Source organism: Lapidilactobacillus salsurivasis (assembly GCF_054785215.1).
The window spans coordinates 213,126-236,539 of sequence record NZ_BAAABI010000004.1 but is presented as its reverse complement, the minus strand read 5'-3'; the positions used below and the strand labels follow the sequence as shown (position 1 = coordinate 236,539).

Here is a 23,414-nt window from a genome sequence, read left to right as displayed (position 1 = left end):
TGCTTCCAGAATCCCAACGTTCTCCCATCAAGTTCCGCCTTGATTTGCTGGTCATTCACTGCTTTCATAAGCTTCATCAAATAACCGTTTCAAACACCCTTTTCGAATAACTACGTCAAACTTTAGGTCAGTTCTTTTGCCCAACTTTGGTCCGTGCGCTTGCCCTGATTTCGTCGGATATTTCTAGAATCGCCTTAATTTGTTCGCCTCTTGGGGTAAACTAGCGTTGTCAACGAGAGAATGATCGGATCCGTTTAGAAATAATTCCGAACAGACTGGATTTTCTGACGGTTCTGATGACGCGGTACTTCTTGGGCAGGTTGGTGAGGCTAACCAAAAACGATGGGCTTTATGTTCCAGATTTTTATTTTAGGTTGAAGGGTGAGGATTCAAGTTGGAACTAACGATCAATAATTTAACGATGACCTTTGGCGATCATGTTGCCCTGGATGGGGTCAGTACCTCCTTAACGACTGGCGGCTTAATTGGCTTGATCGGTCCTAATGGGGCGGGTAAATCAACGCTCATCAAGATAGTAGCGACACTGCTCAAACCGACCAGTGGCGAAGTTCTCCTTGATCAGCAGAATATTTTGGAAAATCCTCGCAAAATGCGCGCGTTACTGGGCTATCTGCCGCAACAGGTGCCCTATTGCCCCAATTTGACGGCGCGCCAGTACCTTAACTACATTGCCGCGATCAAGGGAATCCCCGCCAAAGCGGGCAAGCAGCAAATTTCAACATTACTGGCGCAGTTTCACTTGAGTCAGACCGGAAAAACCAAGTTGAAAGATTTTTCTGGTGGGATGCGCCAACGCGTTGGCCTGGCAGCGACGTTATTGGGCGATCCCCAGATCATTATTGTTGACGAACCGACAACGGGGTTGGACCCGATGGAGCGAGCAACGATGCGGAATATTTTGAGTGAACTTGCGACCAGCCGAATTGTCATTTTATCGACCCATATCGTTTCCGACATTGAAGCAGCAGCGACGAAACTATTGATTTTGAAAGCGGGTAAGTTTGTCTATCAAGGGACGTCAATGGCCCTGATCGATCGGGTCAAGAATTATGTCTGGGAAGACGTGCTCCCCTTTGGCCAAGTGCCTAGAAACGACCACAATGTTAGTTCGATCGTCCAGGCAATCGACGGGACCCATATTCGTGTCATTGCCAAAGAGTCGCCATCAACTAACGCGCAGCTCGTTGCCCCTCGTTTAGAGGACGCTAGCTTGGCGATGATGGAAGGTATTATCCAATGATTCGAATAATGCGCTCCGATTTTCTAGAACGATCCAAAAGAAGTTCCTTCTTAGGCGGCGTGATCCTCACGTTATTCTTAGCGGTCATTGCCACGCCCCAAGCTCATAGCGCGATTGCGATCTTACTGCTGGACCCTAACATCTACCGCCAAGCCGACAATCCCTCTTGGTTGCCGATCAGCGCCGCGCTGATGACTGGTTTCTTCTTACCAATTTTTGGTTTTGTGTTGGTCAAGAATTCGTTGGAAACCGATCGGCAAACGGGCGTTTTTGCCATCATGCGTTCTGTTACTTTCCCACGCTTAAGCTATTGTTTCGGAAAATTCTTATCAAATTTACTCTTGCTGCTGGTCATTTGGGCCGTCGTCATGCTGGGGACCTTGGGCATGGTGGTGGTTAGATTCCCCGGAGAAACGATCAGTCTCGGACAATTTTTATCACCCTTTTTGGTGCTGCTTCCCGGACTAGTCCTAATTGCCGCAGTTGCGCTTTTCTGTGAGGCCTTCCCTCTGACCCGTGGTAATTTTGGTAATGTGGTTGTCACTTTTTGCATCTTGATGTTTAATGCGGCCAGTTCCGATCAAGTTCTTTGGTCAAAAACATTGAATCCATCTGGCTCGAGTTATTTATACCACACCTTGAATCAAGCCAGTTTGAATACGTCTGGCCATGTCCTGAAGGTACTCCAAATTATTGGCAGTCCAACTAAGACTCAAGTGGGGCAAAGAAATTTGCTGATTCCTGCGGTCAGGCTTGATGCCGCTGATTTTGTCGCCATGCTATTGCAGTTGGGATTAGCGTTGGGATTCGTGCTCATTGCTGCTGCTTTGATTTTCCAAAAGTGGCCTTTGAGGATCAAACACGCTGCCCCTTCTACCGGTAATCTAGATCAGAAATACGAGGGTGATATATCGGAACAGCCTGCTCCCTTGATAGCTCAACCAGTCAGTGAACGCCATTTTTCAGTCGTCAGCCTACTCAAATCGACAATTTGGCTGCTGTTGACAGAACTGACAAACTGGAATAAAGGATTGATCGCGCTTATTTGGATCGCGACAATTTTCACACCAGCAAAGATTGCACAGCAAGTGTTAATGCCGCTAATTGTCCTGTTGGCCTTACCGCTATTTTGCGCATTAGGAAGTCGTTGTCAATCATCCGGCGTTGATGATTGGGCTCCAACCGTGCCCAATGGACGACGGCGCCAGCGCCTGGTGGAACTGTTGGCTGGCGTTAGCTTGTTTTGGCTGTTAGTTTTACCGGTAGCCTTGAAGAATCTCGCCAGCTCGCCACTTCTTGTAGTCTTTGGCTTAACGTTGGTTCTCTTGGCCCAATTATTAGGATTCCTATCCCATAATGGCCGCGCGTTTTCGGTCATCATGATTGTCTTTTGGTTCGCCTATTTAAATGGCGCAACTGGGCTCCTCCCCTTGAGCCGCAGCATGATCACCCTGACCAGCGGCGTCTATGCAGTCCTGATGCTGATCTTGCTGGGACTTGATTTAGCGCTATCCTAAGACTGATCTGACAAAAAACTAAAAAGCAGAGATTTCCCGGTTGCTTCTGGTGGCTGGGAAGTCGCTGCTTTTTTTGGCCAAACGTTCCTTGCTGGGTGTTGCCTTAAGTCTTGTAGTTCGTCTGCTCTTTTCAAAAAAAGAAGCGTCATCAACATTGATTGTTCAATGTTGATGACGCCAGGCAGGTGCTTATCCTACTGACCCTTCCATCTCATAGCTGATCAGTCGGTTCAACTCGACGGCATATTCCATCGGGAGTTGTTTGGTGAAGGGCTCGACGAAGCCCATGATGATCATTTCGGTGGCCTTGGCCTCGGAGATGCCGCGGCTCATCAGGTAGTACAATTGGGTTTCGGAAATTTTCGAGACTTTGGCCTCATGTTCCATGGCGACATTGCCGTTGAGGATCTCGTTGAAGGGCACAGTGTCGGACTTAGATTTTTCGTCCATCAAAATCGTGTCGCATTCCACGTGGGCGAAGGAATCATCGCTTTTGCGGCCGAAGCGAACGGTGCCGCGATAATTGACGGCGCCGCCATCTTTGGAGATCGACTTGGAGACGATTGAGCTGGAGGTGTTGGGGGCGTCGTGGATCATGCGGGCGCCATTATCTTGGATCACGCCTTCACCGGCCACGGCGATGGACAACATGGTGCCACGAGCGCCGCGGCCATCGAGGTAAACGCTGGGATATTTCATGGTGATTTTTGAACCGAGATTGCCATCGACCCACTCCATCGTGGCGTCTTCCAGCGCTTGCGCTCGCTTGGTTTCCAAGCTATAAACGTTTTTGGACCAGTTTTGGATGGTGGTGTAGCGGCAATAAGCTTCCCGTTTGACGAAAACTTCGACGACCGCCGCGTGCAGGCTATCCGAGGAATAATTCGGCGCGGTACAACCCTCCACGTAGTTCACGCTGCCACCTTCGTCCACAATGATCAGCGTGCGCTCGAATTGACCTGAATTCTCCGCGTTGATCCGGAAGTAGGACTGGATCGGGATCTCGGTTTTGACCCCTTTCGGTACATAAATAAAGGTGCCACCGGACCAAACGGCGGTATTCAAAGCTGCAAACTTGTTGTCATTCATGTGAACCAGGGACCCGAAATAGTCCTTGACCATTTCCGGGTATTCCTTCAAGGCAGAATCCATATCCATGAAAACAATCCCTAGTTTTTCAAATTCGTCGCGCATGTTGTGGTAAACCACTTCGGACTCATACTGGGCGGAAGAGCCGGCCAAATACTTCCGCTCCGCCTCGGGCACGCCTAAGCGCTCAAAAGTGTCCTTGATTTGATACGGGACTTGATCCCAATCACGATACTGACGGTCCGTCGCCTTTTGGTAATACAACATGTTGTCCAGATCCAAGCCCGACAAATCGGGACCAAAATCAGGCATCGCCATTTTCAAATAGGTTTTGTAAGCACGCAAGCGAATCTGCAACATCCAGTCGGGCTCATGCTTGGCCGCGGAGATCTCGCGCACCGTTGCTTCCGTTAATCCGCGACCGGTGGAGAAAACCGGCTTGACATCATCGCTGAAGCCATAATCATAGTCAACGAACGCTGGCACACTGTTGGTCATTTCCTCGTTGTTTTTGGTGTTTTTCGTCTTCGTCTCACTCATGGGCTTCCTCCTCGCTGATGGCTTGTTCTAAGGCTTTCCAAGCCAAGGTGGCGCACTTGATCCGCGCGGGGAATTTGACTACCGCCGCTAAAACTGCCGCGTCCCCTAACAGCTCATCTGGGTCATCTTGGGTCGCCGCTGGATTTTCCATCAACATTTCCAAGAAAACTTGGATTTCTTTTTTTGCTTGCGTCAGGGTCTGGCCTTGAACCAGATCGGTCATCATACTGGCGGAAGCTTGCGAAATTGAACAGCCCTCACCACTGAAGGCGATCTGCTCGATGCGGTCGTCCGCAAAGGTCACCGCCAGCTTGATCACGTCACCGCAAGTGGGATTATTCAAAGTGATCGTTTGACTGGCCGCGGGCAACTCCCCGTGATGGTGCGGATGCTGAGCGTGATCAATGATCAATTGCCGATATAAGTCATTCAATCCGCCTAAATTCATAATTTAAAGAACTCCTTTGCTGCTTGCACGGCGGTGACCAATTGCCGCAGATCATCTTGATTATTATAAAACGCGAAACTAGCCCGAGCCGTGGCGCTAACACCCAGATCGGTCATTAGGGGTTGTGCGCAATGGTGACCAGCGCGTATCGCCACGCCTTGCAGATCTAATACCGTCGCTAAGTCGTGGGGATGCAGTCCTTGTAAATTGAACGACAACACGCTGGAGCGCCGCGTCGGCTCAGTTGGACCGTAAATGGTCACCCCGGTGATCGCCGTCAGCTCCTGATAAGCTTGCGCGGTCAATTGTTGTTCTCGGGCGCTGATCGCTGGCCAACCTAGATGTTGCAAGTAACTGATGGCCGCGCCTAAACCGATGACTTGGGCGATGGGCATGGTCCCTGCTTCGAATTTAGCCGGCGCCGGCTTAAAGTCGGTTTTTTGGCGGGTCACCAAGTTGATCATTTCGCCGCCGAATTCCGCTGGTGGCATTGCCGCTAACAACGCTTTCCGACCATAAAGGACGCCGATCCCGGTTGGCCCATACATTTTATGACCAGAAAAGGCATAAAAGTCACAGTCTAGTTCCTGAACATCCACTGGGAAATGACCGGTGGCCTGAGCGCCATCAACCACCACGGTGGCGCCAACCGCATGGGCCATGGCGGCCATTTTCTTGATTGGATTGATCGTGCCCAGCACGTTGGAAACGTGGGTCAAAGAGACGATCTTCGTCCGCGCATTCAGCAAATCACCATATTGAGCCAGGTCCAATTCGCCGTTGGCGGTCAACTCTACATAACGCAACTTCGCGCCGGTACGTTGGGCCACTTGTTGCCAAGGGACCAGATTGCTGTGATGTTCCATGATCGAGATGACGATCTCATCGCCTGCTTGCAAAATCGTCGGCGCATAGCTCTGGGCCACCCAATTCAAGCTGGTGGTCGTCCCCCGAGTGAAAATAATCTCGGCGACGCTGGCCGCGTTGATAAAAGTCGCCACTTGTTGGCGCACCGCCTCATATTGCTCGGTGGCCCGCTCTGCTAAGGTATAGACCCCCCGATGGATATTGGCGTTATCATGCTGGTAATAATGAACCAGCGCGTCGATCACCGCTTGCGGCTTTTGAGTGGTCGCGGCGTTATCCAAATAGGCCAAGGGCTGGCCATTGACCACTTCTTTCAAAATCGGAAAATCATTGCGCGCGATCGCGATGTCGTTGACCATCAATAAGCTTCCTTTCAATCGTCGCAGTCAAGGCGGCGCGAGCGGCGGCCACCGGGATCTCCGTCAAAACAGAACCCAGAAAACCCCGGATCACCAGCCGCTCGGCCAAGTCTTTCGACAGACCACGACTCATTAAATAATACATCTGACTTTCGTTGACCCGGCCAACTGAAGCGGCGTGGCCAGCGCGAACGTCATTTTCATCAATTAGTAAAATCGGATTCGCGTCACCCCGGGCAGTCCGTGATAACATCAAAACCCGATTTTCTTGTTGAGAATCGGAATCACAAGCGCCTTTGACGATGTGACCCACGCCATTAAAGGTCAGCGTGGCGTCAGACAAGATCACCCCGTGCTGTAAAATATTCGCCACGGTATGCAGGCCGTAATTGGTCAAGCGCGTAGTGATGCCTTGGAACTGGCTGCCCGTCGAGATCGCCACCGCCTTGAAATCAGCCTGACTGCCATTGCCGACCAAATCGGTATTGAAATCGGTGACGATATCGCCATCATTCATCTCGCCCAGCGCCCAATCGATCCGTGCGTCGGCGAAAAGATAGGCCCGCCGCGCAAGATAGGTGGTATTTTTCAAGCCATCAATGGCAGTGTAACGTAGCCGCGCCCCCTGCTCGAGAATCAACTCTTCCACAATACTCGCGCTAGCGCTGCCGGCGGTTGTGGTCTGCCGCGTCGCCAAAATCGTCGCTTCGCTATTTTCACCGGCAACCAGCAAGAGATGTTGCGCATACAATTGGCCAGTGTCCCCACTTTGTGTGAGTTCTAAAGTCAGCGGCGCCGTTAATTTCACGCCTGCTGGCAAATAGATCAACAACCCGCCGTTGACTGCCGCCGTATGGAACGCCGCCAAACGATTGGCCAACGCCGGCGCTGCCAGGGTCCCATAATACTTAGCGAAAAGTTGCGGATATTCTCGTTGCGCTTGAAAGAAATCTAGCGCGACAACACCTTGGGCTTGAGCCTCAGCCGATAACTGGACCCGCGGCGCCTGCAGATCTAGCTGCTGGATCATCGCCGGTTCCTGGTCAGCCGCGTCAGTGGTCGTTAACGTGACCGCTGGCGCTGACTTCGCCGTTTGATTGGCAGCTTGCTCAGGCGTCAAATCCCCATTAAAAAGCGGCCAACGTTGATAGCGAATTTTCTCAAACGTTGGTAAGGGCAACTGTGGATAGGCCACCAGCGCTTGTTGACGTAACGCTGCTAATGATGCCGTTTCATGATGAGCTGCACTGAACGTGGCTAGTTCGGCCGCTGTGGTGAAAGGTTTTACACGAACCATCTCAACACCCCCTAGTTCTCATCCGTTAATTGAATATCCAGGCCTAGTTCGTCCCGCAAACCAGTGTAACCTTCGTCTTCCAGCTTCCGCGCTAAATCGGCGTCGCCAGATTTGACCACGCGTCCGCCCATCATCACATGGACCACATCAGGCTTGATATAATCCAATAAACGTTGATAATGCGTAATGATCAGTGAGCCAAAATCTGCGCCCCGCATGGAGTTGACCCCTTTAGCGACAACCTTCATCGCGTCAATATCCAAGCCAGAATCGATCTCATCCAAAATCGCGAACGTCGGTTTGATCATCAACAATTGCAAAATTTCATTCCGCTTCTTCTCACCGCCAGAAAAACCCTGATTCAAATACCGCTCAGCCATGCCTTCGCTCATGTCCAGCAACGCCAGATTGTGATCAAGCTCATTGATGAACTGGCGCACAGAAATCGGATCATCGTCAGGACGGCGGGCATTGATCGCGGCCCGCATGAATTCCGCGTTAGTCACGCCAACGATCTCCGCTGGGTACTGCATCGCTAGAAACAGCCCGGCCCGCGCCCGCTCGTCCACCGGCTTATCCAGCAAGCTGACCCCATCCAACAGAATATCGCCACTAGTCACCTGATAGCGCGGATTCCCCATGATCGTCTCAGATAAGGTCGATTTCCCGGTACCATTGGGCCCCATCACCGCATGGATCTCTCCGGTTTTCATGGTCAGATCGACACCCTTTAGTATCTCTTTATGTTCATTCTGATCATCAACACGAACGTGTAGATCGCGCACTTCTAAAACTGACATAAGCAACCTCTCTTTATCAAAAATAGTCTGAAAACTAGTAACTTCCAGCGCTTTAAAATATTGCCTGACCAGCAGTCCAAAAATAAAGCAACTCTAGAATATTAGGCAGTTAACCTTTAATCTTGGGCAACGATCGCGATCCAATTCTCTTGGTCATCATCCGTATCTAATAGTTCAGGCGTGGTTGTTAACGCCTCGTGGGTCGCCACGATCCGTCCAGCAATCGGTGTGGGTAAATCCTGGACCATTTTTTGCGCCTCGACCGCAAGTAACGTGTCGCCAACCGCCAATTCTTGATCGACCTGCGGTAACTCCGCGTACTTGACCTGGCCCAGTTCTTCGCGTGCGGCTTGGTTCAAGCCTAATTTGATTTGGCCATTAGCCATTTTCTCTTGCCAAAAATATGTTTGTTCCGCCATTTTGAGATCCTCCAATAATTTGATCGTACACAAGCTAAATTACTTTTACTAGTTGCATTATAACACAGCTGCTTTTTTCATTTCAGTTTTACTTATTTTTTGTTACTGATTTTCGCTGAGATTACTTAAATCGCCATGAAAGTAGGTTGGCCGCAGCTTGCGCTGCGAAATTCGGGGTGAGCTCGCTGTGGGCGCTGTTTTGAGCCAACCCGCAAAGTGCGCGGCTTGTCTCAAAATCAGGCCTTGACCTAAGCGGTAAACCGCTAAGGTCAATTTCACGGCGAGCTCACCCCGAATTTCTCCGCTCCAGCCGCTCAACGTTTTAACAGCCGTTTGAGCACTCCCACCATTTGGCAAGCTATCGCCAATTAATGGGAGACCACGCAAATGACGACCGTGGTTAGTAGTTACAATTCTCAAATTGGTGACACCAGTGCAGTCTGTCTGATAAACTCAGGCAAGTTCTTGATGACTTGGCTGAATCAGTCGATTGCACCAAGGATTGTCTAACTTGCAGGTAAAGATGGCCAACCAATGTAAACTGTACCAGCCAACTAATCCAAATCAGTTGGTGTTGCTGTACCACCAAAAAAATTGGCGATTATTTTGACCTCTAGCTTGCAAAAGTACTTCGTCAGATACCCAACTTCGATTGCAGATAGGCACAATTATTTTCAGCAACTGGCTGGGACTGCGCGTGGCGTTGGTGGATTGCAGGTGTGGTGGGGCTCCAGGTCGGGCTGGGGGTGGTGGAACGCTGCGGGCACGACTTGAAGCTTTTCGGAAACCCACCGAAAATCTTCAAGCTCGGCCTTATTGTAGGCGATAAATCGCCAACAATAATTGGTTCAGAGTGGGAGCCGATCTGGGCAGCTTCTGAGCATTAGCCTAGCAATTGTTATGGAAGCCGCACTTTGCTTCCGGAACAATTGCGTAGCTAAGCGGAAGAAGCTAGGTCGGCGAACACGTTTCGCGGCTGACTCACCCCCAGCCCGACCTTCCGCCAACTAGTAAACAGCCCACCAACGCCAGAGTGCGAACCGACCCGGGTAGCTCCTGAGCATTAGCCTAGCAATTGTTATGGAAGCCGCACTTTGCTTCCGGAACAATTGCGTAGCTAAGCGGAAGAAGCTGGGTCGGCGAACACGTTTCAACGCCACGCTTCGCTCCAGCCGCTCAACGTTTTAACAGCCATTTGCGCGCTCCTGCCAGCTAGCCAGCTATGGCCAATTGATGAGGGCGCTCCGCAATTAACGGCCGTGGTTAGTGATTACAATCTTTAAATTGGTGACTCCGGTACAATCCGCCTGATAAACAAAGCTAGTCCTTGGTTAATCACTGATTCGGTCGGCTTCCACCCAAGGATCGTTAAGAAAACAGACAGAGATGTTCAGTCTGCATAAAGTGTCCCGACTTCCTGATCAAAACCAGTTGGTATTGCTGTACCACCAAAAATATTGGCGATTGTTTTGAACCTCTAGCTTGCAAAAGGACTTCGTCAGATTCCTCACTTCGATTGCAGATAGGCTCAATTCTGTTCAGCAACCGGCTGGGACTGCGCGGCTCAGTGGTGAAATTGTCCTTGGCGGCTTTGCCGCTTAGGACAAGGCTCGATTTGAAGACAATTCCCGCTTTTGGAATTGGCTTCAAACGATGCCCACCACGTTCCAGTCCGCAACAGCAGTCCCAGCCGGTTGCGTCCACGCGCAGCACCCACCAAAACCTGCAATCAAGCAAAAAGGCGTTCAGCAATCTGAACGTCTAGCCTAATTCGATCTGCAAAAACTTACAAGGTTGATTCGCCACCAACCGATGAGTGACGCCAGCCGCCAAGGTCAAGAGCTGTCCTGATTGAATCGTCAGCGATTGATCGGTGACAACCGTTAGCTCCCCTTCAAGGACATACAACAGCTTGTTTTGCGGGCTTTGTTCGGCGCTGATTGTCTCACCGGCCGCAAATGCATAAAGGGTCGTGGCCGCGGGCAGGCCGAATTTCTCAGTCAATTCGCAACTGGTGATCTGCTGGTCATGATAATTGACCAGCGCCGCTAAATCATAGATCATACCTGGGCTCCTTCGGGTTTGACCACAACTAATAACATCTGGAAGGCTTCCTCGGCGTGCAGTTCGTGGGGGATGCCTTGGGGCATGAGCAGACTTTCGCCAGCATGAACCAAATAATCTTGGGTCCCGATCGTGATTTTCGCCACGCCGGACAAAAGATTGACCAACGCGTCGCCGTTTGTTTGGTGTCGCTGGATCGTTTGGCCTTGATCCAAAGCAAAAACCGTGATACCTAAGGAATCACGCTGAACCAAGGTTTTGCTAAGCATCTGTTCTGGTTCGATCGGCACCTCTTGGCGAAAATCTAGAACTTTTTCCGCAGGGATTTTATTAATTAATGACATTTGATCACCTTTTCCAAATTAAATTCAGTACGTTAACTTGCGAGCCTGAACACGACGCAAAAATGCCGCGCCAAAAACCAGCGCGGCACACGTTTAGTCAAACTCTTCATTCTCTTTGTTGGTAAACATATAGCTCTTGTAATGATAACGCATCGACATGATCAAGCCAATGCCGATCATATTACCGAGCAGCGCCGAGCCCCCCTGCGAAATAAACGGCAGCGGGATCCCGGTCAATGGCAGCAAGCCAATGCTCATCCCAATATTTTCAAAAACGTGGAAGAGGATCATCATAATGACCCCGGTCGAAACGTAAGCGTAAAACTCGTTTTTCGTATCGAAGGTTACCTTGATCATCTGGTAAATCAGCAAGAAGTACAACAAAATCAAGGCACAACTCCCCAGGAAGCCGAAATTTTCCCCAATCACGGAGAAAATCATGTCGGATTCACGAACGGGAACGTAAACTTTAATGTTATTGAAACCACGGCCGGTCATTTGACCCGAACCAATCGCCTTCATACTTTGCCAAAGTTGCATCCCGCTGTTACTCGTATCTTGTGACGGATTCAGCCAATTCAGGACCCGATTGAATTGATAGGTCTTAAAGCCAACTGAGCGCAAGAAAGTCTGACCCCAGTCTTGAGTAACCAGATAGATGGCCCCGCCACCAATCACCGCCACCGCGGAAATTGCCGGCAATAGGATTTTCCAAGTCACGCCGGAAACCAAGGTGACCCCGGCGAAAATAGCTAAGAAAACCAGCATGGTCCCAAAGTCATTCTGCAATTTCAGCAAAATGGCCACCGGTACCGTCCAAACAAGCATTTTCCCCAAGAGCAGGAAATCGGTTTTCACACTATGGGTGGGGTACTTCACGTTGTGTTCCGTCACCACGCGGCCCAGCATCAAAATAAAGGCGGGCTTCATCACCTCAGACGGTTGAAACGTGAACGAGTGGAATTTGAACCAACTTTTCGCGCCGGTGTTGGTAAAAGTTTGACGATCATACAGAACCAAGACTGCTAACAGGAGGAGGATCCCCATTCCATAGACATAGGGGGCAATCTTCCACAGCTGTTCGGCGTCAAATTGCATGATTACCACCACCGCGATGGCGCCAACCACATACCAAGCCACTTGCATGATCGCCGCGCGAATCGGACTGCTGGCCGTGCTATCATGATAAGTCGCGACATAAACGGCAACGATACTGAAAATGGCCAGCATCATCACCGAAAAAAGAACACCGTAATCTATGCGATTCGATCTTTTCTCTTCTGAATGTTTCTCTACTGGCATACTTTCCCTACCTTACGTCAGCACCAATCAATGTTGGTGCAAATTGAACTGCATGATCAGCTCATGAGTTGCTTCATCAAGGTTCTGATGACGATGAGCTTGTTCTTCTGAACCGTAAAAGCTCAAGAATTTCTTACCATCTTGCTCGATTCGTCCAATAAAATGACCTTGGCCAGTTTCTACTTGCCAATGCTGGTCATCTTGATCAACTAATCGAATCTCAACGGGACGGGTTACTTTTGTCATATTTTACTCCTTTGGCTGGACTTTATCGGGGTGAAATTTCGCAGCAATGATCTCATCTTCAAACAATTCTGGATGAGGATGACGGCGTAAACTGAAGTGATCCGGAACCGGATCAAACCCGCCACGAACAAAGGGATTGCACCGCAAAATCCGCGCGATCCCCATGAGTGTTCCCTTAAAGGCGCCATGCTTCGTCAACGCCGTCACCATGTAGCTCGAACAAGTGGGATAGTAACGGCAGTGCGGCCGCGACAATGGGGAAATATACCGCTGATAAAAGCGGACCACGCCAATCAAGAATCGCCGCATCAACGAACTCCTTCCATTCTAACGCAAAAAATCAAGCACATGCTGCCATGTTTTTGGTGAGAAAACTTGAAACGGATTCCCCTTGCCGGAAATCCCGTAACCGATCACGCTTCCCACCAACAACGCGATGACCATGGCTAACAAAGTAATCCCAAGAAATCGGAGTACTGAAAGCACATGTTCTTTATCTACTTTTAACTTCAATCAAATCACTCCGCTTAATGCTGTTGATGGTGGGCAATGTTGTCGAGCAACATGCCAGTGCCTAACGCAACAGAATCCAGTGGATTTTCCGCCAAGACAACCGGAACCTTCAATTGATCCGAGAAGAGGCGATCGATGCCCTTTAGTAAGGCGCCGCCGCCGGTCAACATGATCCCACGATCAATAATATCAGCCGACAATTCCGGTGGCGTTTGTTCCAGGACTTCTTTGGCCGCCGCGACAATATTCATCAGGCTTTCGTGAAGGGCTTGTTCCACTTCAACCGCGTCAATCGTAATTTCTTTCGGCAAGCCATCGACCAAATCACGCCCGCGAACTTCTAATGTGGCGTCTTCTTCAGGTTCATAGGCGGTGCCAATTTCTTTCTTGATGGTTTCGGCGGTGCGTTCGCCGATCAGCAAATTATGTTTCTGCTTAACATAATTGACGATCGCCGCATCCATCTTATCCCCGGCTTGACGCAATGAACGGCTAGTGACCACTTCGCCCATGGAAAGCACTGCAATATCGCTGGTCCCGCCACCGATATCGATCACCATATTACCTTGGGGTTTGAAAATATCCATCCCCGCGCCGACCGCCGCGACTTTTGGCTCCAACTCCAGATAAACATTGTTGCCACCGGCTGCCTGCGCCGCTTGCACAATCGCTTTCTGCTCAACAGAAGTAATGTTGGTTGGACAGCAAATCAAAATATTCAGTTTCGACATAAATGATTTCGCGTTTAATTTATTGATGAAATACGTTAGCATCGCTTCGGTAATATCGAAATCAGCGATTACCCCGTCTTTTAACGGGCGAATCGCGCGAATATTGCCTGGCGTCCGACCAACCATTTTATAAGCATCCTCGCCCACGGCAACGACGCTACCATTCGTTGTGTCAATTGCGACGACAGATGGTTCGTTTAAGACAATGCCCTTCCCGCGGACATTGATCAGTACATTGGCCGTCCCCAGATCGACCCCGATATCTTTAGCCATATTTGTTGCTCCTCTCGCTATTCACTGAAAAATTATATCACATTTCCCAAGTCCAACCAAGACGCTCAGGGATAGGTTCACGAAAGTTTAAAGAATATTCAGACTTTTTACGTGACTACCCTAACTTCATTAGCTTCATTTGCTTCATTGGTGGATTTGGCGGTGCCCGCTAAAATCGGGCGTTAGAGTTAAACTCGTTTACGCCCGATCAAACTTGGTGCTGAACTATTTGATTTTACTTAAATCGCTGACAAAACCGGATGTTCTTCACCACTAGCATCAACCTCAACGCGGCGAATATCGGCGCCCAATAAACTCAGCTTTTGATGCAATAAATAATAACCGCGGTCTAGGTATTGCAACTGACCGACCCGCGTTTCACCATCCGCGACTAACCCAGCCAAAACCAATGCGGCCGCCGCCCGTAAATCGGTCGCCTCAACTTGAGCGCCGCGCAAATCGGCAGGTCCATGGAGTAGCAGTGTGTTTCCTTCAATCTCAAAATCCGCGTTCATCCGACGCAACTCATTCATGTGCATGAACCGATTCTCGAACACCGTTTCATTCATCACGCTGACCCCATCAGCCAACAACTGCGCCACCGTCATTTGCGGTTGCATATCCGTCGGAAAACCTGGATGGGGCATCGTCTTAACATTGACCGGTCGCAACTTTTCTGGTCCTTCAACCAAAATCCCATCATCGCGCTCGTCAATTTTAACGCCCATTTCGGTCAATTTAGAAATCAAGGGGCGATTATGATAACCAATGGCGTTTTTGATCAGAACGTGCCCCTGGGTGATCGCGGCGGCCACCATCATTGTCCCGGCTTCGATTCGATCCTGAACGACCTGATGACTGATCCCATGCAGTTTCTTGACGCCAACGATCTTGATTGTTTCAGTCCCAGCGCCAGAAATATGGGCGCCCATCTCGCTTAGCATGATGGCCAAGTCAACGATCTCAGGTTCCCGCGCCGCATTTTCGATAAAAGTCGTGCCTTCCGCCAAGGTCGCCGCCAACATAATGTTCTCTGTGGCCCCGACACTAGGAAAGTCCAAATAAATATCAGCGCCGATCAATTTCTGCGCGCGCGCTTCAATGTAGCCACCGTTTTGGGTGATGCGCGCGCCTAATTGTCGCAACCCCTTCAAATGCAGATCGATGGGTCGCGAGCCAATGGCGCAGCCACCAGGCATGGCGACTTTGGCAACACCTAGGCGAGCCAACAACGCCCCTAGCACAATAATGGACGCCCGCATTTGTGAAACCAATTCGAAGGGGGCTTCATAATTTAGGGATTTACTGGCGTCGATCCGCAGTTTTTGACTGTTCTTGTCAAACGCCACTTCTGCGGCCAATGACTCCAGCACCGCAGCCATGGTGTAAACATCGGCCAGAATCGGCACATCGTCAATCTCTGTCACACCTTCTGTCGCTAGCAGACTCGCTGCCATGATCGGTAAAATCGCGTTCTTAGCCCCGTCGATTTCAACAGTGCCTTGCAAGCGATGACCGCCATTGATAATGATTTCTTCCATATAAACTCCTTATGTTGATCAGAGCCCAAAGAAAACGGTGCTCAAGTTGTTGATAACTGAAAGTAGGAACGAGCTGGCCGCAAAGCCAAGCGCAATCGCGAGGATCACCCGCAATAAACGAGCCTTACCCTCTTGGTGACTATGCAAAAAAACATCAAAGCGAATCACATCCAACACTTGATACGCCAGATAAATAAAAGCCAAGTGACACAAAATCGTAAATAATGCCGTAATTGTAACTGAACTCATGTTGTGCCCTCCAAATGATTATACCCCAGTCTATCATATTTCATGATCGATCAGCGTATTTTTTACTTTTTTGTTGGGAAAACGCGAACCTAACCGCTAATCTCATGTCCCCCGCTACACGGGGATGATGTTTCGCTTAGCTTGTGACCACAAGGCCCGTCCAGCGTAACGGCGACCAGAAAGCCCAGTCAATCAAAAAGAATAGTGGTGTTTCAGCGATGGAATCAAATGCTGGTCAGACCAACCAATCACAAATCCTTGGACGGTCAGCGCCAAAAAGGTTCCGATCCCGATGGCGGTCAAATGTCCCGTCACTAGCCGGCACCCCAACATCACCAGGATCGGCGGCGTATAACTCAGCAATTGACCCCAGACTGCCGACCCGTGAAGGTACTTGAAACGCAGCAAATAGGCCAGTTCGTCATTGGGATGCTGCACCACATTCGCGCGCTGGTAAATCGAAACCCCCGCGGCCACCCCGAATAGCCCCAGCAAATTGACGAGTAGCCGCCAGAATAAAGGCAACTGCCCTAAGGCAAGGGGCTGATAAAGCCAGACAAAGAAATTGACCAAGTAGCTAAAGGGTAACGAGAAAATCAAGTTTGAAATCAGCATGCGACCATCAAAGTGCCGCAAAAGAAATTGATTGGCCACCGTGACCACTAAAGCGTAGCCAAACAAAGTTGTCCCATAAGAAACCTGCAATGCTTGGGCCAGATTGACCCCAGAAGCCGTCCAAACGGCGCTGCCTAAATTGCTATTGATCATTAACGCGTTGGCGGCGGCGTCTAGCACAATCGCAAACACCAAATAGCCTAGGCGTCGCGGAAAATCTTGTTGTGAGTGCACGTGCAACTACCCGATCCTTTTCTCATTCTCGCTGGTTAACAGAATCTAAGCGTCACCAAGCGAATATGTTCAGTTTAACCCATTTACGCCAATAAAAAAAGGTCGAGCAAGCTCGACCTTGAAAATTCATTATATTTTGACACGCCGCTAGAAACGACGGTGTTTGGAAACATTGATCCGGTTGATTGCCCGGTTCAACGCGACTTGCGCCCGTTGAACCTCGTCAATATCATGCTGCGCTTCGGCAACTTTGATCTTCTTTTCGGCCCGTTCGCGGGCTGTTTCCGCCCGCTTCAAATCAATATCTCGCGCACGTTCCGCACTATCAGCGACGATTGATGCCACATTATCATTGACCTCAAGAAAACCACCATTGACCGCCACCGCATCTTCGTGATCAGGATTGTCCGTGCGTTTGACCCGGACTTCCCCAATTTTTAAAGGCGCGATGATCGGTTCGTGGTTGGCCATGATCCCTAAATCACCGTCAACGGCACAAGCCACTAACATGGTTGCGTGGTGATCGTAGACCAAGCCATCAGGCGTCACAATATTAACTGTCAACACTTTCTGTGAAGTTGCCATTGCTCACGCCCCCTTAGTTTGCTTGATGATGATAGCCCATCTTCTCAGCCTTTGCGACCGCATCTTCGATCTTCCCAACGTTTCGGAAAGCATCTTCAGGTAAATCATCATATTGACCATCAAGAATCGCCTTGAAGCCAGCTACCGTATCTTTAACGGGCACATACGCGCCTGGTTGACCGGTAAAGGCTTCCGCGACGAAGAAGTTTTGCGAGAGGAAGAACTGGATCTTCCGCGCTCGCGCAACTAAGATCTTCTCGTCATCTGACAATTCATCCATCCCTAAGATGGAGATAATATCTTGTAATTCACGATATCGCTGTAAAACATGCTGGACTTGGGTGGCAACTTGGTAGTGATCTTGACCAACGATTTGGGGATCCAAACCGCTTGACGAAGACTCCAACGGATCCACGGCTGGGTAGATCCCTTGTTCAACCAATTTACGTTCCAAGTTCGTTGTCGCGTCCAAATGGGCGAAAGCAGTCGCTGGCGCCGGGTCAGTGTAGTCATCGGCAGGCACATAGATCGCCTGGATCGATGTGACGGAACCCTTCTTAGTCGAAGTGATCCGTTCCTGCAATTGGCCCATTTCTGTCGCCAAAGTTGGCTGATAACCAACGGCTGACGGCATCCGACCTAGCAATGCCGAAACTTCAGAACCAGCCTGAGTAAACCGGAAAATGTTGTCAATAAACAACAGGACGTCCTGACCTTCAACATCACGGAAATATTCCGCGATCGTTAAACCAGTCAAGGCAACCCGCATCCGGGCACCAGGCGGCTCATTCATCTGACCAAACACCATGGCTGTTTTCTCCAGAACACCGGAACCCTTCATTTCGAAATAAAGGTCGTTCCCTTCACGCGTCCGTTCACCAACACCGGTGAAGACAGAGATCCCACCATGCTCTTCGGCAATATTATGAATCAACTCTTGGATCAAGACGGTCTTACCAACGCCGGCACCGCCGAACAAGCCGACTTTACCACCACGAATATAAGGCGCCAATAGATCAATAACCTTGATCCCAGTTTCAAGGATCTCAGAACTCGTACTCAACTCTTCGAACTTAGGCGCTTCTCGATGAATACTATCGCGACGGAAATCAGCGCCGAATTTCGGTCCTGAGTCGATTGTATCGCCCAGAACGTTGAAAACCCGGCCTAATGTTTCCTTACCAACCGGCACAGAGATGGGCGCGCCAGTATCAGCTACTTCCATTCCCCGTTGCAAGCCATCGGTGGATTCCATCGCAATTGTCCGCATTACACCGTCGCCCAGTTCAAGGGCAACTTCCAAAACAACGGTCGTCTCGTCGCTTTTCGTTACTTTTAATGCAGAGTTGATATCAGGTAACCCTTCATCGAGGGGAAACTCAACGTCAACAACTGGTCCAATAACTTGAACAATATGACCAACACTCATGCGTTTTAATTCCTCCCATCTTTTATGATTATTCTAATGCTGCAGCACCGCCAACGATTTCGGTGATTTCCGTTGTGATTTGAGCCTGCCGCGCACGGTTCAACTGTGTCGACAAGTCCCGAATCAGATCATTGGCGTTATCCGTGGCACTCTTCATGGCCGTCATCGACGAAGCGTGCTCCGCCGTTTTGGCGTCCATGATCGCGCCGAAAATCAAACTCTCAGCATACTGAGGCAAAATGGCGTTCAACGCAACGTCAACAGAAGGATCTGCTAAATATTCCGTCGCCGCGTCATCATTGACTTTGTCGGTATCTAAATCGGTGATCGGCAACATCTTCTCAGCTCGAAACGCTGATGACAGGGAGTTGACGTGGTGATTGTAGCAAACATAAAGTTCGTCGAAAACACCATCATCAAACATGGTCACCATTGTTTTAACGATTTCCCGGACCTCATTAAAGGTCGGAACATCGCTGACACCACGATACTCATAAGCGAGTTGGATGTCGCGCGCCTTGAAGAATTCCGCGCCCATCCCACCGACTGCCATGACGGCATATTCGCTAGGATCCTTATGGTCGGACAAAATATCCATCACCGAGCGCAAAATATTGCTATTATAACCACCGACCAGGCCCCGATCACTGGTAATCACCAAGTAACCGGTTTTCTTAACTGGTCGTTCAACGAGAAGATTACTCAAAGAGAGGACATCTTCTTCGGTGGTCCCAGTTTTGCTTTGAGCGTGCTGACGCATCACTGCAAGTTCTAAAACCTTATTAGCAGCAAGATGGGTGACGATTTCCCGTATTTTTTTGGCATAGATTTGATAATTCTTTGATTTATCTTCCAGCTTGATCAACTTCGCCCCGGAGACCATCTGCATCGCGCTGGTGATCTGACCGGTTTTCTTGGTCGAAGTGATCCGCCGTTTGATATCGATCAATGATTCAGCCAATTACTTCACCACTCCTTTGCTCACTAAATCGAAAAACACGCAACTGATCAACACTAATTAGCCGATGGGGTGAAACCTTCAGCGAAGGCCTTGATCGCACCGTCCATTTTAGCTTCATCAGGAAGGTTGCCAGTTGTCTTGATCTCTGTCAACAGATCTTCATGATTACTATCGAAATTCGCAAAAAGCTCATCTTGATACCGTTGAATATCATCAACAGGAACACTGTCTAAGAAACCATGGGTCAACGCATAGAGAATGACAACTTGTTTTTCGACAGGCAGTGGTTTGTGTAATGGTTGCTTCAAGACTTCAACCGTCCGGCGGCCACGATTCAATTTCGCTTGAGTCGCTTCGTCTAGGTCAGAACCGAATTGGGCGAATGATTCCAATTCACGATAAGAAGCCAAGTCCACACGCAAAGTACCGGCAACTTTCTTCATCGCTTTGATCTGCGCCGCGCCCCCAACCCGAGAAACTGAGTTACCAGCATCCATGGCGGGACGTGTACCAGAATAGAACAAATCGCTTTCCAAGAAAATCTGACCATCGGTGATTGAAATCACGTTGGTTGGAATATAGGCAGAAATATCCCCAGCCTGGGTTTCGATAATTGGCAAGGCAGTCATTGAACCACCGCCCAATTCATCACTCAGCTTGGCCGCACGTTCCAATAAACGTGAGTGCAAGTAGAAAATATCCCCAGGATAGGCTTCACGACCAGGCGGACGCCGAAGCAGCAAGGATATTTCACGATAAGCGGAAGCCTGCTTGCTTAAATCATCAAAGATGATCAAAACATGCTTGCCCCGATACATGAAGTCCTCGCCCATCGCGGAACCCGCGTATGGCGCGATATACAGCATTGGCGCGGGTTCACTAGGACCTGCGACGACAACTGTCGTATAGTCCATCGCGCCAAAGGAACGTAATGTTTCCACCTGCGCCCGAACGGTTGATTGTTTCTGACCGATCGCCACATAAATACAGATCGTATCTTGACCCTTTTGGTTCAAGATCGTATCGATCGCGATCGATGTTTTACCAGTCTTCCGGTCACCAATGATCAACTCACGCTGACCACGACCGATTGGAACCAAAGCATCGATCGTCTTTAAACCGGTTTGTAATGGTTGATCGACGGATTGCCGTTGCATAACCCCAGGTGCGGGGCTTTCAATTGGCCGTGTCCGCTCAGTATGGATCGGACCTGCACCATCGACCGGTTGACCCAAAGGATTCACGACCCGCCCGATCATTTCGTCCCCAACAGGAACTTCCATGATTCGACCAGTCCGCTTAACTGTGTCGCCTTCGCGAATATCATCGAACTTACCTAAGACGATGATCCCAACGTCATTGGCTTCCAAGTTCTGGGCAATCCCATAGGAGCCGTTGGAGAATTGGAGCAACTCACTGGCCATGGCGTTATCCAAGCCATGAGCCCGCGCGATCCCATCACCAACATACGTGACTGTGCCGATCTCTTCAACTTTGAGTTGGTCTTGATAATTTGCTAATTGTTGTTTGATTAATGCACTAATTTCTTCAGCTTTGATGCTCAACCGATTCACCTCACTTTTTCTCTCGTAACTTATCTAAGTGGCTGAGCTAGTAACGCCCGCATTTTGAGTAGCTTCGTCTTAATACTGCCATCGATCCGCCGACCTTCGGCTTCAACGATAACGCCGCCGATCAAATCGGGATCGACCGTATTGGTGACTTGGGCGCTCTTTCCATTAAAACGTTGTAAATAAGCCTGACCGATCTGTTGACGTTGTGCCACCGACAAAGAGGTGGCGCTGACCGCATGGATCATGACCAGCCCCTGCGTCGCATTGTAACGTTCGACAAACTCGGCAATAATCAAATCTAAGTCGGCGAGACGCCCATAATCATAAACAAGATGCAAGAAGTCTTGCGTCGTTTGCGAGAATGGTTGCGCCAGTGTCGTCACAAGTTTGACTTGCTCCGCCGTAGTGACGGAATCCAGCTTCATCACCGCCAGAAAATCCGGTGTTTCTTGCAGAACCTGTTGGATCGTCAGCAACTCTTGATAGACGGTTGCCAATTGATCTTGTTCGTCACTATATTCAAAAAGGGCTTTGGCGTAACGTTTTGCCATTGAAAATTTATTTTGTTTCATCGGCATTCGTCAACCCCTTAATATACGCGTCGATCAAGTTCTGTTGATCCTGGGTATCCAAGTCCTTCTTGATCAGTGATTCAGCGATATCGATCGCGATCTGACCAACCTCGGCACGAGCGCTATTTAAGGCCTCGGTCCGAACCTGATCCGCGTCCGCGTGCGCCTTATCCTTGACTTGCGCAGCCTCGGTTTGGGCGTCGGTGACGATTTGATCACGGCGTTTCTCACCATTTGTTTTGGCGGTATTTACAATTTGGATTGCTTCAGCTTTAGAATTCTTCAATTCTGCTTGACGCTTGGCGGCCATCGCTTCAGCTTTAGCCCGAGAATCAGCAGCGCCATCGAGGTCATCTGAGATTTTCTTTTGGCGATCGTCCATCATTTTAACGACCGGTTTCCAAGCGAAATGTTTCAACAGAATCAATAACAGAATGAAAGCTATGATCAGAATAAGCGAGTCGCCGGTACTACCGTTAATTATGGTAGCCTTGGCAGCAATAACTAATCCATTTGCCATGAACAACGCTCCCTTCTAATCTAATAAAAATTGGTGTCACAATGATTATTAGACAAAAAGGATGATGAAGGCAACAACGACTGCTAAGATAGGAACCGCTTCAATCAAGGCAACCCCAATGATCATTGTGCTCCGAATCTCGCCAGCGATTTCTGGTTGGCGCGCCATACTTTCAATAGCTTTAGAAATAACCTTTGAGTTACCATAGGCAGTAGCTAAGGCAGCAATACCTGCAGCAATAGCAGCAGCGACATATTTAGTCATTTTGTAAATTCCTCCTAGTTTGTTAAAACTTTATTCTCGGGTGATTTTCCGCGAGAAGTAAACACAAGTCAATGTGGCAAAGATATAAGCTTGTACCGCACCGATAAAGACAGAGAACCCTTGCCAGACCATCATCAATGGAATCGCGGCGATACTCCCGAAGACGCCAGACAAACCAGCACCTTGAGTCATCATCACTAACAATCCAATCAAAACTTCGCCAGCAAAGATATTCCCATAAAGACGTAACGATAAAGTCAGGAAATTGGTAAACTCTTCAATCAGGTTCATGGGCAACATGAAACCGACTGGGCGAGCGAAATTACTTAAGTATCCCTTGAACCCATACTTTTCAGCACCGTAATAGTGCGAGAGAACTAAGGACATCAAAGCCAGTGGCATCGTGACCATTGGATCTGCCGTCGGTGATTTCGTATAAGTAAAGCCATTGACTTTAATTTCGAGAAACAGCCCTAAGATGTTCGAAACGAGCAAGAAAAGGAATAAGACGAAAATATAGAAGTAAAACGGTTTGCCCTCATCACCTGGCATGATCGACTTCACGATCCCATTACTAAAATCAATCAAATACTCTAACACATTTTGGCGTTTACCCGGCCTCATTGTGATCTTCCGTGAGAGGAAGAAAACAAGGAAGAAGACGACCAGTGCTGTCAAAATAATTGAAAGGCAGTTGGCCACATTAAATGTAAGTCCTAAAAAAGTTAGGTATTGATATTTATTCTCCAAAGCGCGCCTCCTTCCCAACAATCTATGAATCCCGGCAAGTCAAGCTTGAC

28 protein-coding genes are annotated in these 23,414 nt (G+C 49.3%); 2 read left to right on the top strand and 26 right to left on the bottom strand.

Features of this window, described 5'->3' with window-relative positions:
* The first annotated feature begins 394 nt into the window (after positions 1 to 394).
* A complete protein-coding gene (locus tag ACYVSB_RS07020) occupies positions 395 to 1,261 on the top strand; it encodes an ATP-binding cassette domain-containing protein (protein ID WP_461218892.1) in 867 nt (288 codons plus the stop codon).
* Complete coding sequence (locus ACYVSB_RS07015; protein ID WP_461218891.1) at positions 1,258 to 2,778, top strand: hypothetical protein; 1,521 nt, start codon at positions 1,258 to 1,260, stop codon at positions 2,776 to 2,778. Before ACYVSB_RS07020 ends, ACYVSB_RS07015 begins: the two co-directional genes overlap by 4 nt.
* Before the next feature lie 189 nt (positions 2,779 to 2,967).
* On the opposite strand, the gene sufB is transcribed toward ACYVSB_RS07015, so the two are convergent.
* The 26 genes from sufB to atpB form a co-directional block, all read right to left on the bottom strand.
* Entirely contained in the window at positions 2,968 to 4,365 is a 1,398-nt protein-coding gene (gene sufB / locus ACYVSB_RS07010; protein ID WP_461218914.1) for a Fe-S cluster assembly protein SufB, read from the bottom strand.
* Between the two features lie 34 nt (positions 4,366 to 4,399).
* Positions 4,400 to 4,855, bottom strand: a complete 456-nt coding sequence (gene sufU / locus ACYVSB_RS07005) for a Fe-S cluster assembly sulfur transfer protein SufU (RefSeq protein WP_461218890.1) — start codon at positions 4,853 to 4,855, stop codon at positions 4,400 to 4,402.
* Entirely contained in the window at positions 4,852 to 6,081 is a 1,230-nt protein-coding gene (locus ACYVSB_RS07000; protein ID WP_461218889.1) for a cysteine desulfurase, read from the bottom strand. Before ACYVSB_RS07000 ends, sufU begins: the two co-directional genes overlap by 4 nt.
* Positions 6,050 to 7,378 (bottom strand): Fe-S cluster assembly protein SufD, encoded by a 1,329-nt coding sequence (gene sufD, locus ACYVSB_RS06995; RefSeq protein WP_461218888.1) that lies wholly within the window; start codon positions 7,376 to 7,378, stop codon positions 6,050 to 6,052. The genes ACYVSB_RS07000 and sufD overlap by 32 nt, the downstream gene beginning before the upstream one ends.
* Before the next feature lie 11 nt (positions 7,379 to 7,389).
* Positions 7,390 to 8,178, bottom strand: coding sequence for a Fe-S cluster assembly ATPase SufC (sufC, locus tag ACYVSB_RS06990; protein ID WP_461218887.1), 789 nt, complete (start codon positions 8,176 to 8,178; stop codon positions 7,390 to 7,392).
* A gap of 116 nt (positions 8,179 to 8,294) precedes the next feature.
* Positions 8,295 to 8,597 carry a glycine cleavage system H family protein gene (locus ACYVSB_RS06985; protein WP_461218886.1) on the bottom strand — a complete coding sequence of 101 codons (303 nt, stop codon included), beginning with the start codon at positions 8,595 to 8,597 and terminating at the stop codon, positions 8,295 to 8,297.
* A 102-nt stretch (positions 8,598 to 8,699) separates the two neighbouring features.
* Positions 8,700 to 9,017: a hypothetical protein gene (locus ACYVSB_RS06980; protein ID WP_461218885.1), complete on the bottom strand. Its 318-nt coding sequence runs from the start codon at positions 9,015 to 9,017 to the stop codon at positions 8,700 to 8,702.
* A gap of 948 nt (positions 9,018 to 9,965) precedes the next feature.
* Positions 9,966 to 10,247 carry a hypothetical protein gene (locus ACYVSB_RS06975; RefSeq protein ID WP_461218884.1) on the bottom strand — a complete coding sequence of 94 codons (282 nt, stop codon included), beginning with the start codon at positions 10,245 to 10,247 and terminating at the stop codon, positions 9,966 to 9,968.
* Positions 10,248 to 10,358: 111 nt separating this feature from the next.
* Positions 10,359 to 10,661, bottom strand: a complete 303-nt coding sequence (locus ACYVSB_RS06970) for a cupin domain-containing protein (RefSeq protein WP_461218883.1) — start codon at positions 10,659 to 10,661, stop codon at positions 10,359 to 10,361.
* Complete coding sequence (locus ACYVSB_RS06965) at positions 10,658 to 11,005, bottom strand: cupin domain-containing protein (RefSeq protein ID WP_461218882.1); 348 nt, start codon at positions 11,003 to 11,005, stop codon at positions 10,658 to 10,660. The genes ACYVSB_RS06970 and ACYVSB_RS06965 overlap by 4 nt, the downstream gene beginning before the upstream one ends.
* Before the next feature lie 93 nt (positions 11,006 to 11,098).
* Entirely contained in the window at positions 11,099 to 12,307 is a 1,209-nt protein-coding gene (locus tag ACYVSB_RS06960; protein WP_461218881.1) for an FtsW/RodA/SpoVE family cell cycle protein, read from the bottom strand.
* Between the two features lie 27 nt (positions 12,308 to 12,334).
* A complete protein-coding gene (locus ACYVSB_RS06955) occupies positions 12,335 to 12,553 on the bottom strand; it encodes a DUF2969 family protein (RefSeq protein WP_125598617.1) in 219 nt (72 codons plus the stop codon).
* Between the two features lie 3 nt (positions 12,554 to 12,556).
* On the bottom strand, positions 12,557 to 12,862 hold the full coding sequence (gene yidD / locus ACYVSB_RS06950; protein WP_125598614.1) for a membrane protein insertion efficiency factor YidD: 306 nt from the start codon (positions 12,860 to 12,862) through the stop codon (positions 12,557 to 12,559).
* Between the two features lie 18 nt (positions 12,863 to 12,880).
* The gene (locus tag ACYVSB_RS06945; protein ID WP_461218880.1) at positions 12,881 to 13,066 is read right to left on the bottom strand and encodes a DNA-directed RNA polymerase subunit beta; all 186 of its coding nucleotides are present in this window, start codon (positions 13,064 to 13,066) and stop codon (positions 12,881 to 12,883) included.
* A 14-nt stretch (positions 13,067 to 13,080) separates the two neighbouring features.
* A complete protein-coding gene (mreB, locus tag ACYVSB_RS06940) occupies positions 13,081 to 14,070 on the bottom strand; it encodes a rod shape-determining protein MreB (protein WP_461218879.1) in 990 nt (329 codons plus the stop codon).
* Positions 14,071 to 14,309: 239 nt separating this feature from the next.
* Positions 14,310 to 15,611: a UDP-N-acetylglucosamine 1-carboxyvinyltransferase gene (gene murA / locus ACYVSB_RS06935; protein WP_461218878.1), complete on the bottom strand. Its 1,302-nt coding sequence runs from the start codon at positions 15,609 to 15,611 to the stop codon at positions 14,310 to 14,312.
* An 18-nt stretch (positions 15,612 to 15,629) separates the two neighbouring features.
* Positions 15,630 to 15,860, bottom strand: a complete 231-nt coding sequence (locus ACYVSB_RS06930) for a DUF1146 family protein (protein ID WP_461218877.1) — start codon at positions 15,858 to 15,860, stop codon at positions 15,630 to 15,632.
* A 192-nt stretch (positions 15,861 to 16,052) separates the two neighbouring features.
* Complete coding sequence (locus ACYVSB_RS06925) at positions 16,053 to 16,709, bottom strand: YczE/YyaS/YitT family protein (protein ID WP_461218876.1); 657 nt, start codon at positions 16,707 to 16,709, stop codon at positions 16,053 to 16,055.
* Between the two features lie 147 nt (positions 16,710 to 16,856).
* Entirely contained in the window at positions 16,857 to 17,294 is a 438-nt protein-coding gene (locus ACYVSB_RS06920) for a F0F1 ATP synthase subunit epsilon (protein WP_125598599.1), read from the bottom strand.
* Positions 17,295 to 17,307: 13 nt separating this feature from the next.
* Entirely contained in the window at positions 17,308 to 18,723 is a 1,416-nt protein-coding gene (atpD, locus tag ACYVSB_RS06915) for a F0F1 ATP synthase subunit beta (RefSeq protein ID WP_461218875.1), read from the bottom strand.
* Between the two features lie 28 nt (positions 18,724 to 18,751).
* Positions 18,752 to 19,684, bottom strand: coding sequence for a F0F1 ATP synthase subunit gamma (locus ACYVSB_RS06910; RefSeq protein ID WP_125598591.1), 933 nt, complete (start codon positions 19,682 to 19,684; stop codon positions 18,752 to 18,754).
* 53 nt (positions 19,685 to 19,737) lie between these two features.
* Complete coding sequence (atpA, locus tag ACYVSB_RS06905) at positions 19,738 to 21,249, bottom strand: F0F1 ATP synthase subunit alpha (protein WP_318531100.1); 1,512 nt, start codon at positions 21,247 to 21,249, stop codon at positions 19,738 to 19,740.
* 29 nt (positions 21,250 to 21,278) lie between these two features.
* Complete coding sequence (gene atpH, locus ACYVSB_RS06900; RefSeq protein ID WP_461218874.1) at positions 21,279 to 21,836, bottom strand: ATP synthase F1 subunit delta; 558 nt, start codon at positions 21,834 to 21,836, stop codon at positions 21,279 to 21,281.
* The gene (atpF, locus tag ACYVSB_RS06895) at positions 21,817 to 22,350 is read right to left on the bottom strand and encodes a F0F1 ATP synthase subunit B (protein WP_461218873.1); all 534 of its coding nucleotides are present in this window, start codon (positions 22,348 to 22,350) and stop codon (positions 21,817 to 21,819) included. The genes atpH and atpF overlap by 20 nt, the downstream gene beginning before the upstream one ends.
* 48 nt (positions 22,351 to 22,398) lie before the next feature.
* On the bottom strand, positions 22,399 to 22,614 hold the full coding sequence (gene atpE, locus ACYVSB_RS06890) for a F0F1 ATP synthase subunit C (protein ID WP_125598579.1): 216 nt from the start codon (positions 22,612 to 22,614) through the stop codon (positions 22,399 to 22,401).
* 30 nt (positions 22,615 to 22,644) lie between these two features.
* Positions 22,645 to 23,364: a F0F1 ATP synthase subunit A gene (atpB, locus tag ACYVSB_RS06885; protein WP_125598576.1), complete on the bottom strand. Its 720-nt coding sequence runs from the start codon at positions 23,362 to 23,364 to the stop codon at positions 22,645 to 22,647.
* Positions 23,365 to 23,414: the final 50 nt, after the last annotated feature.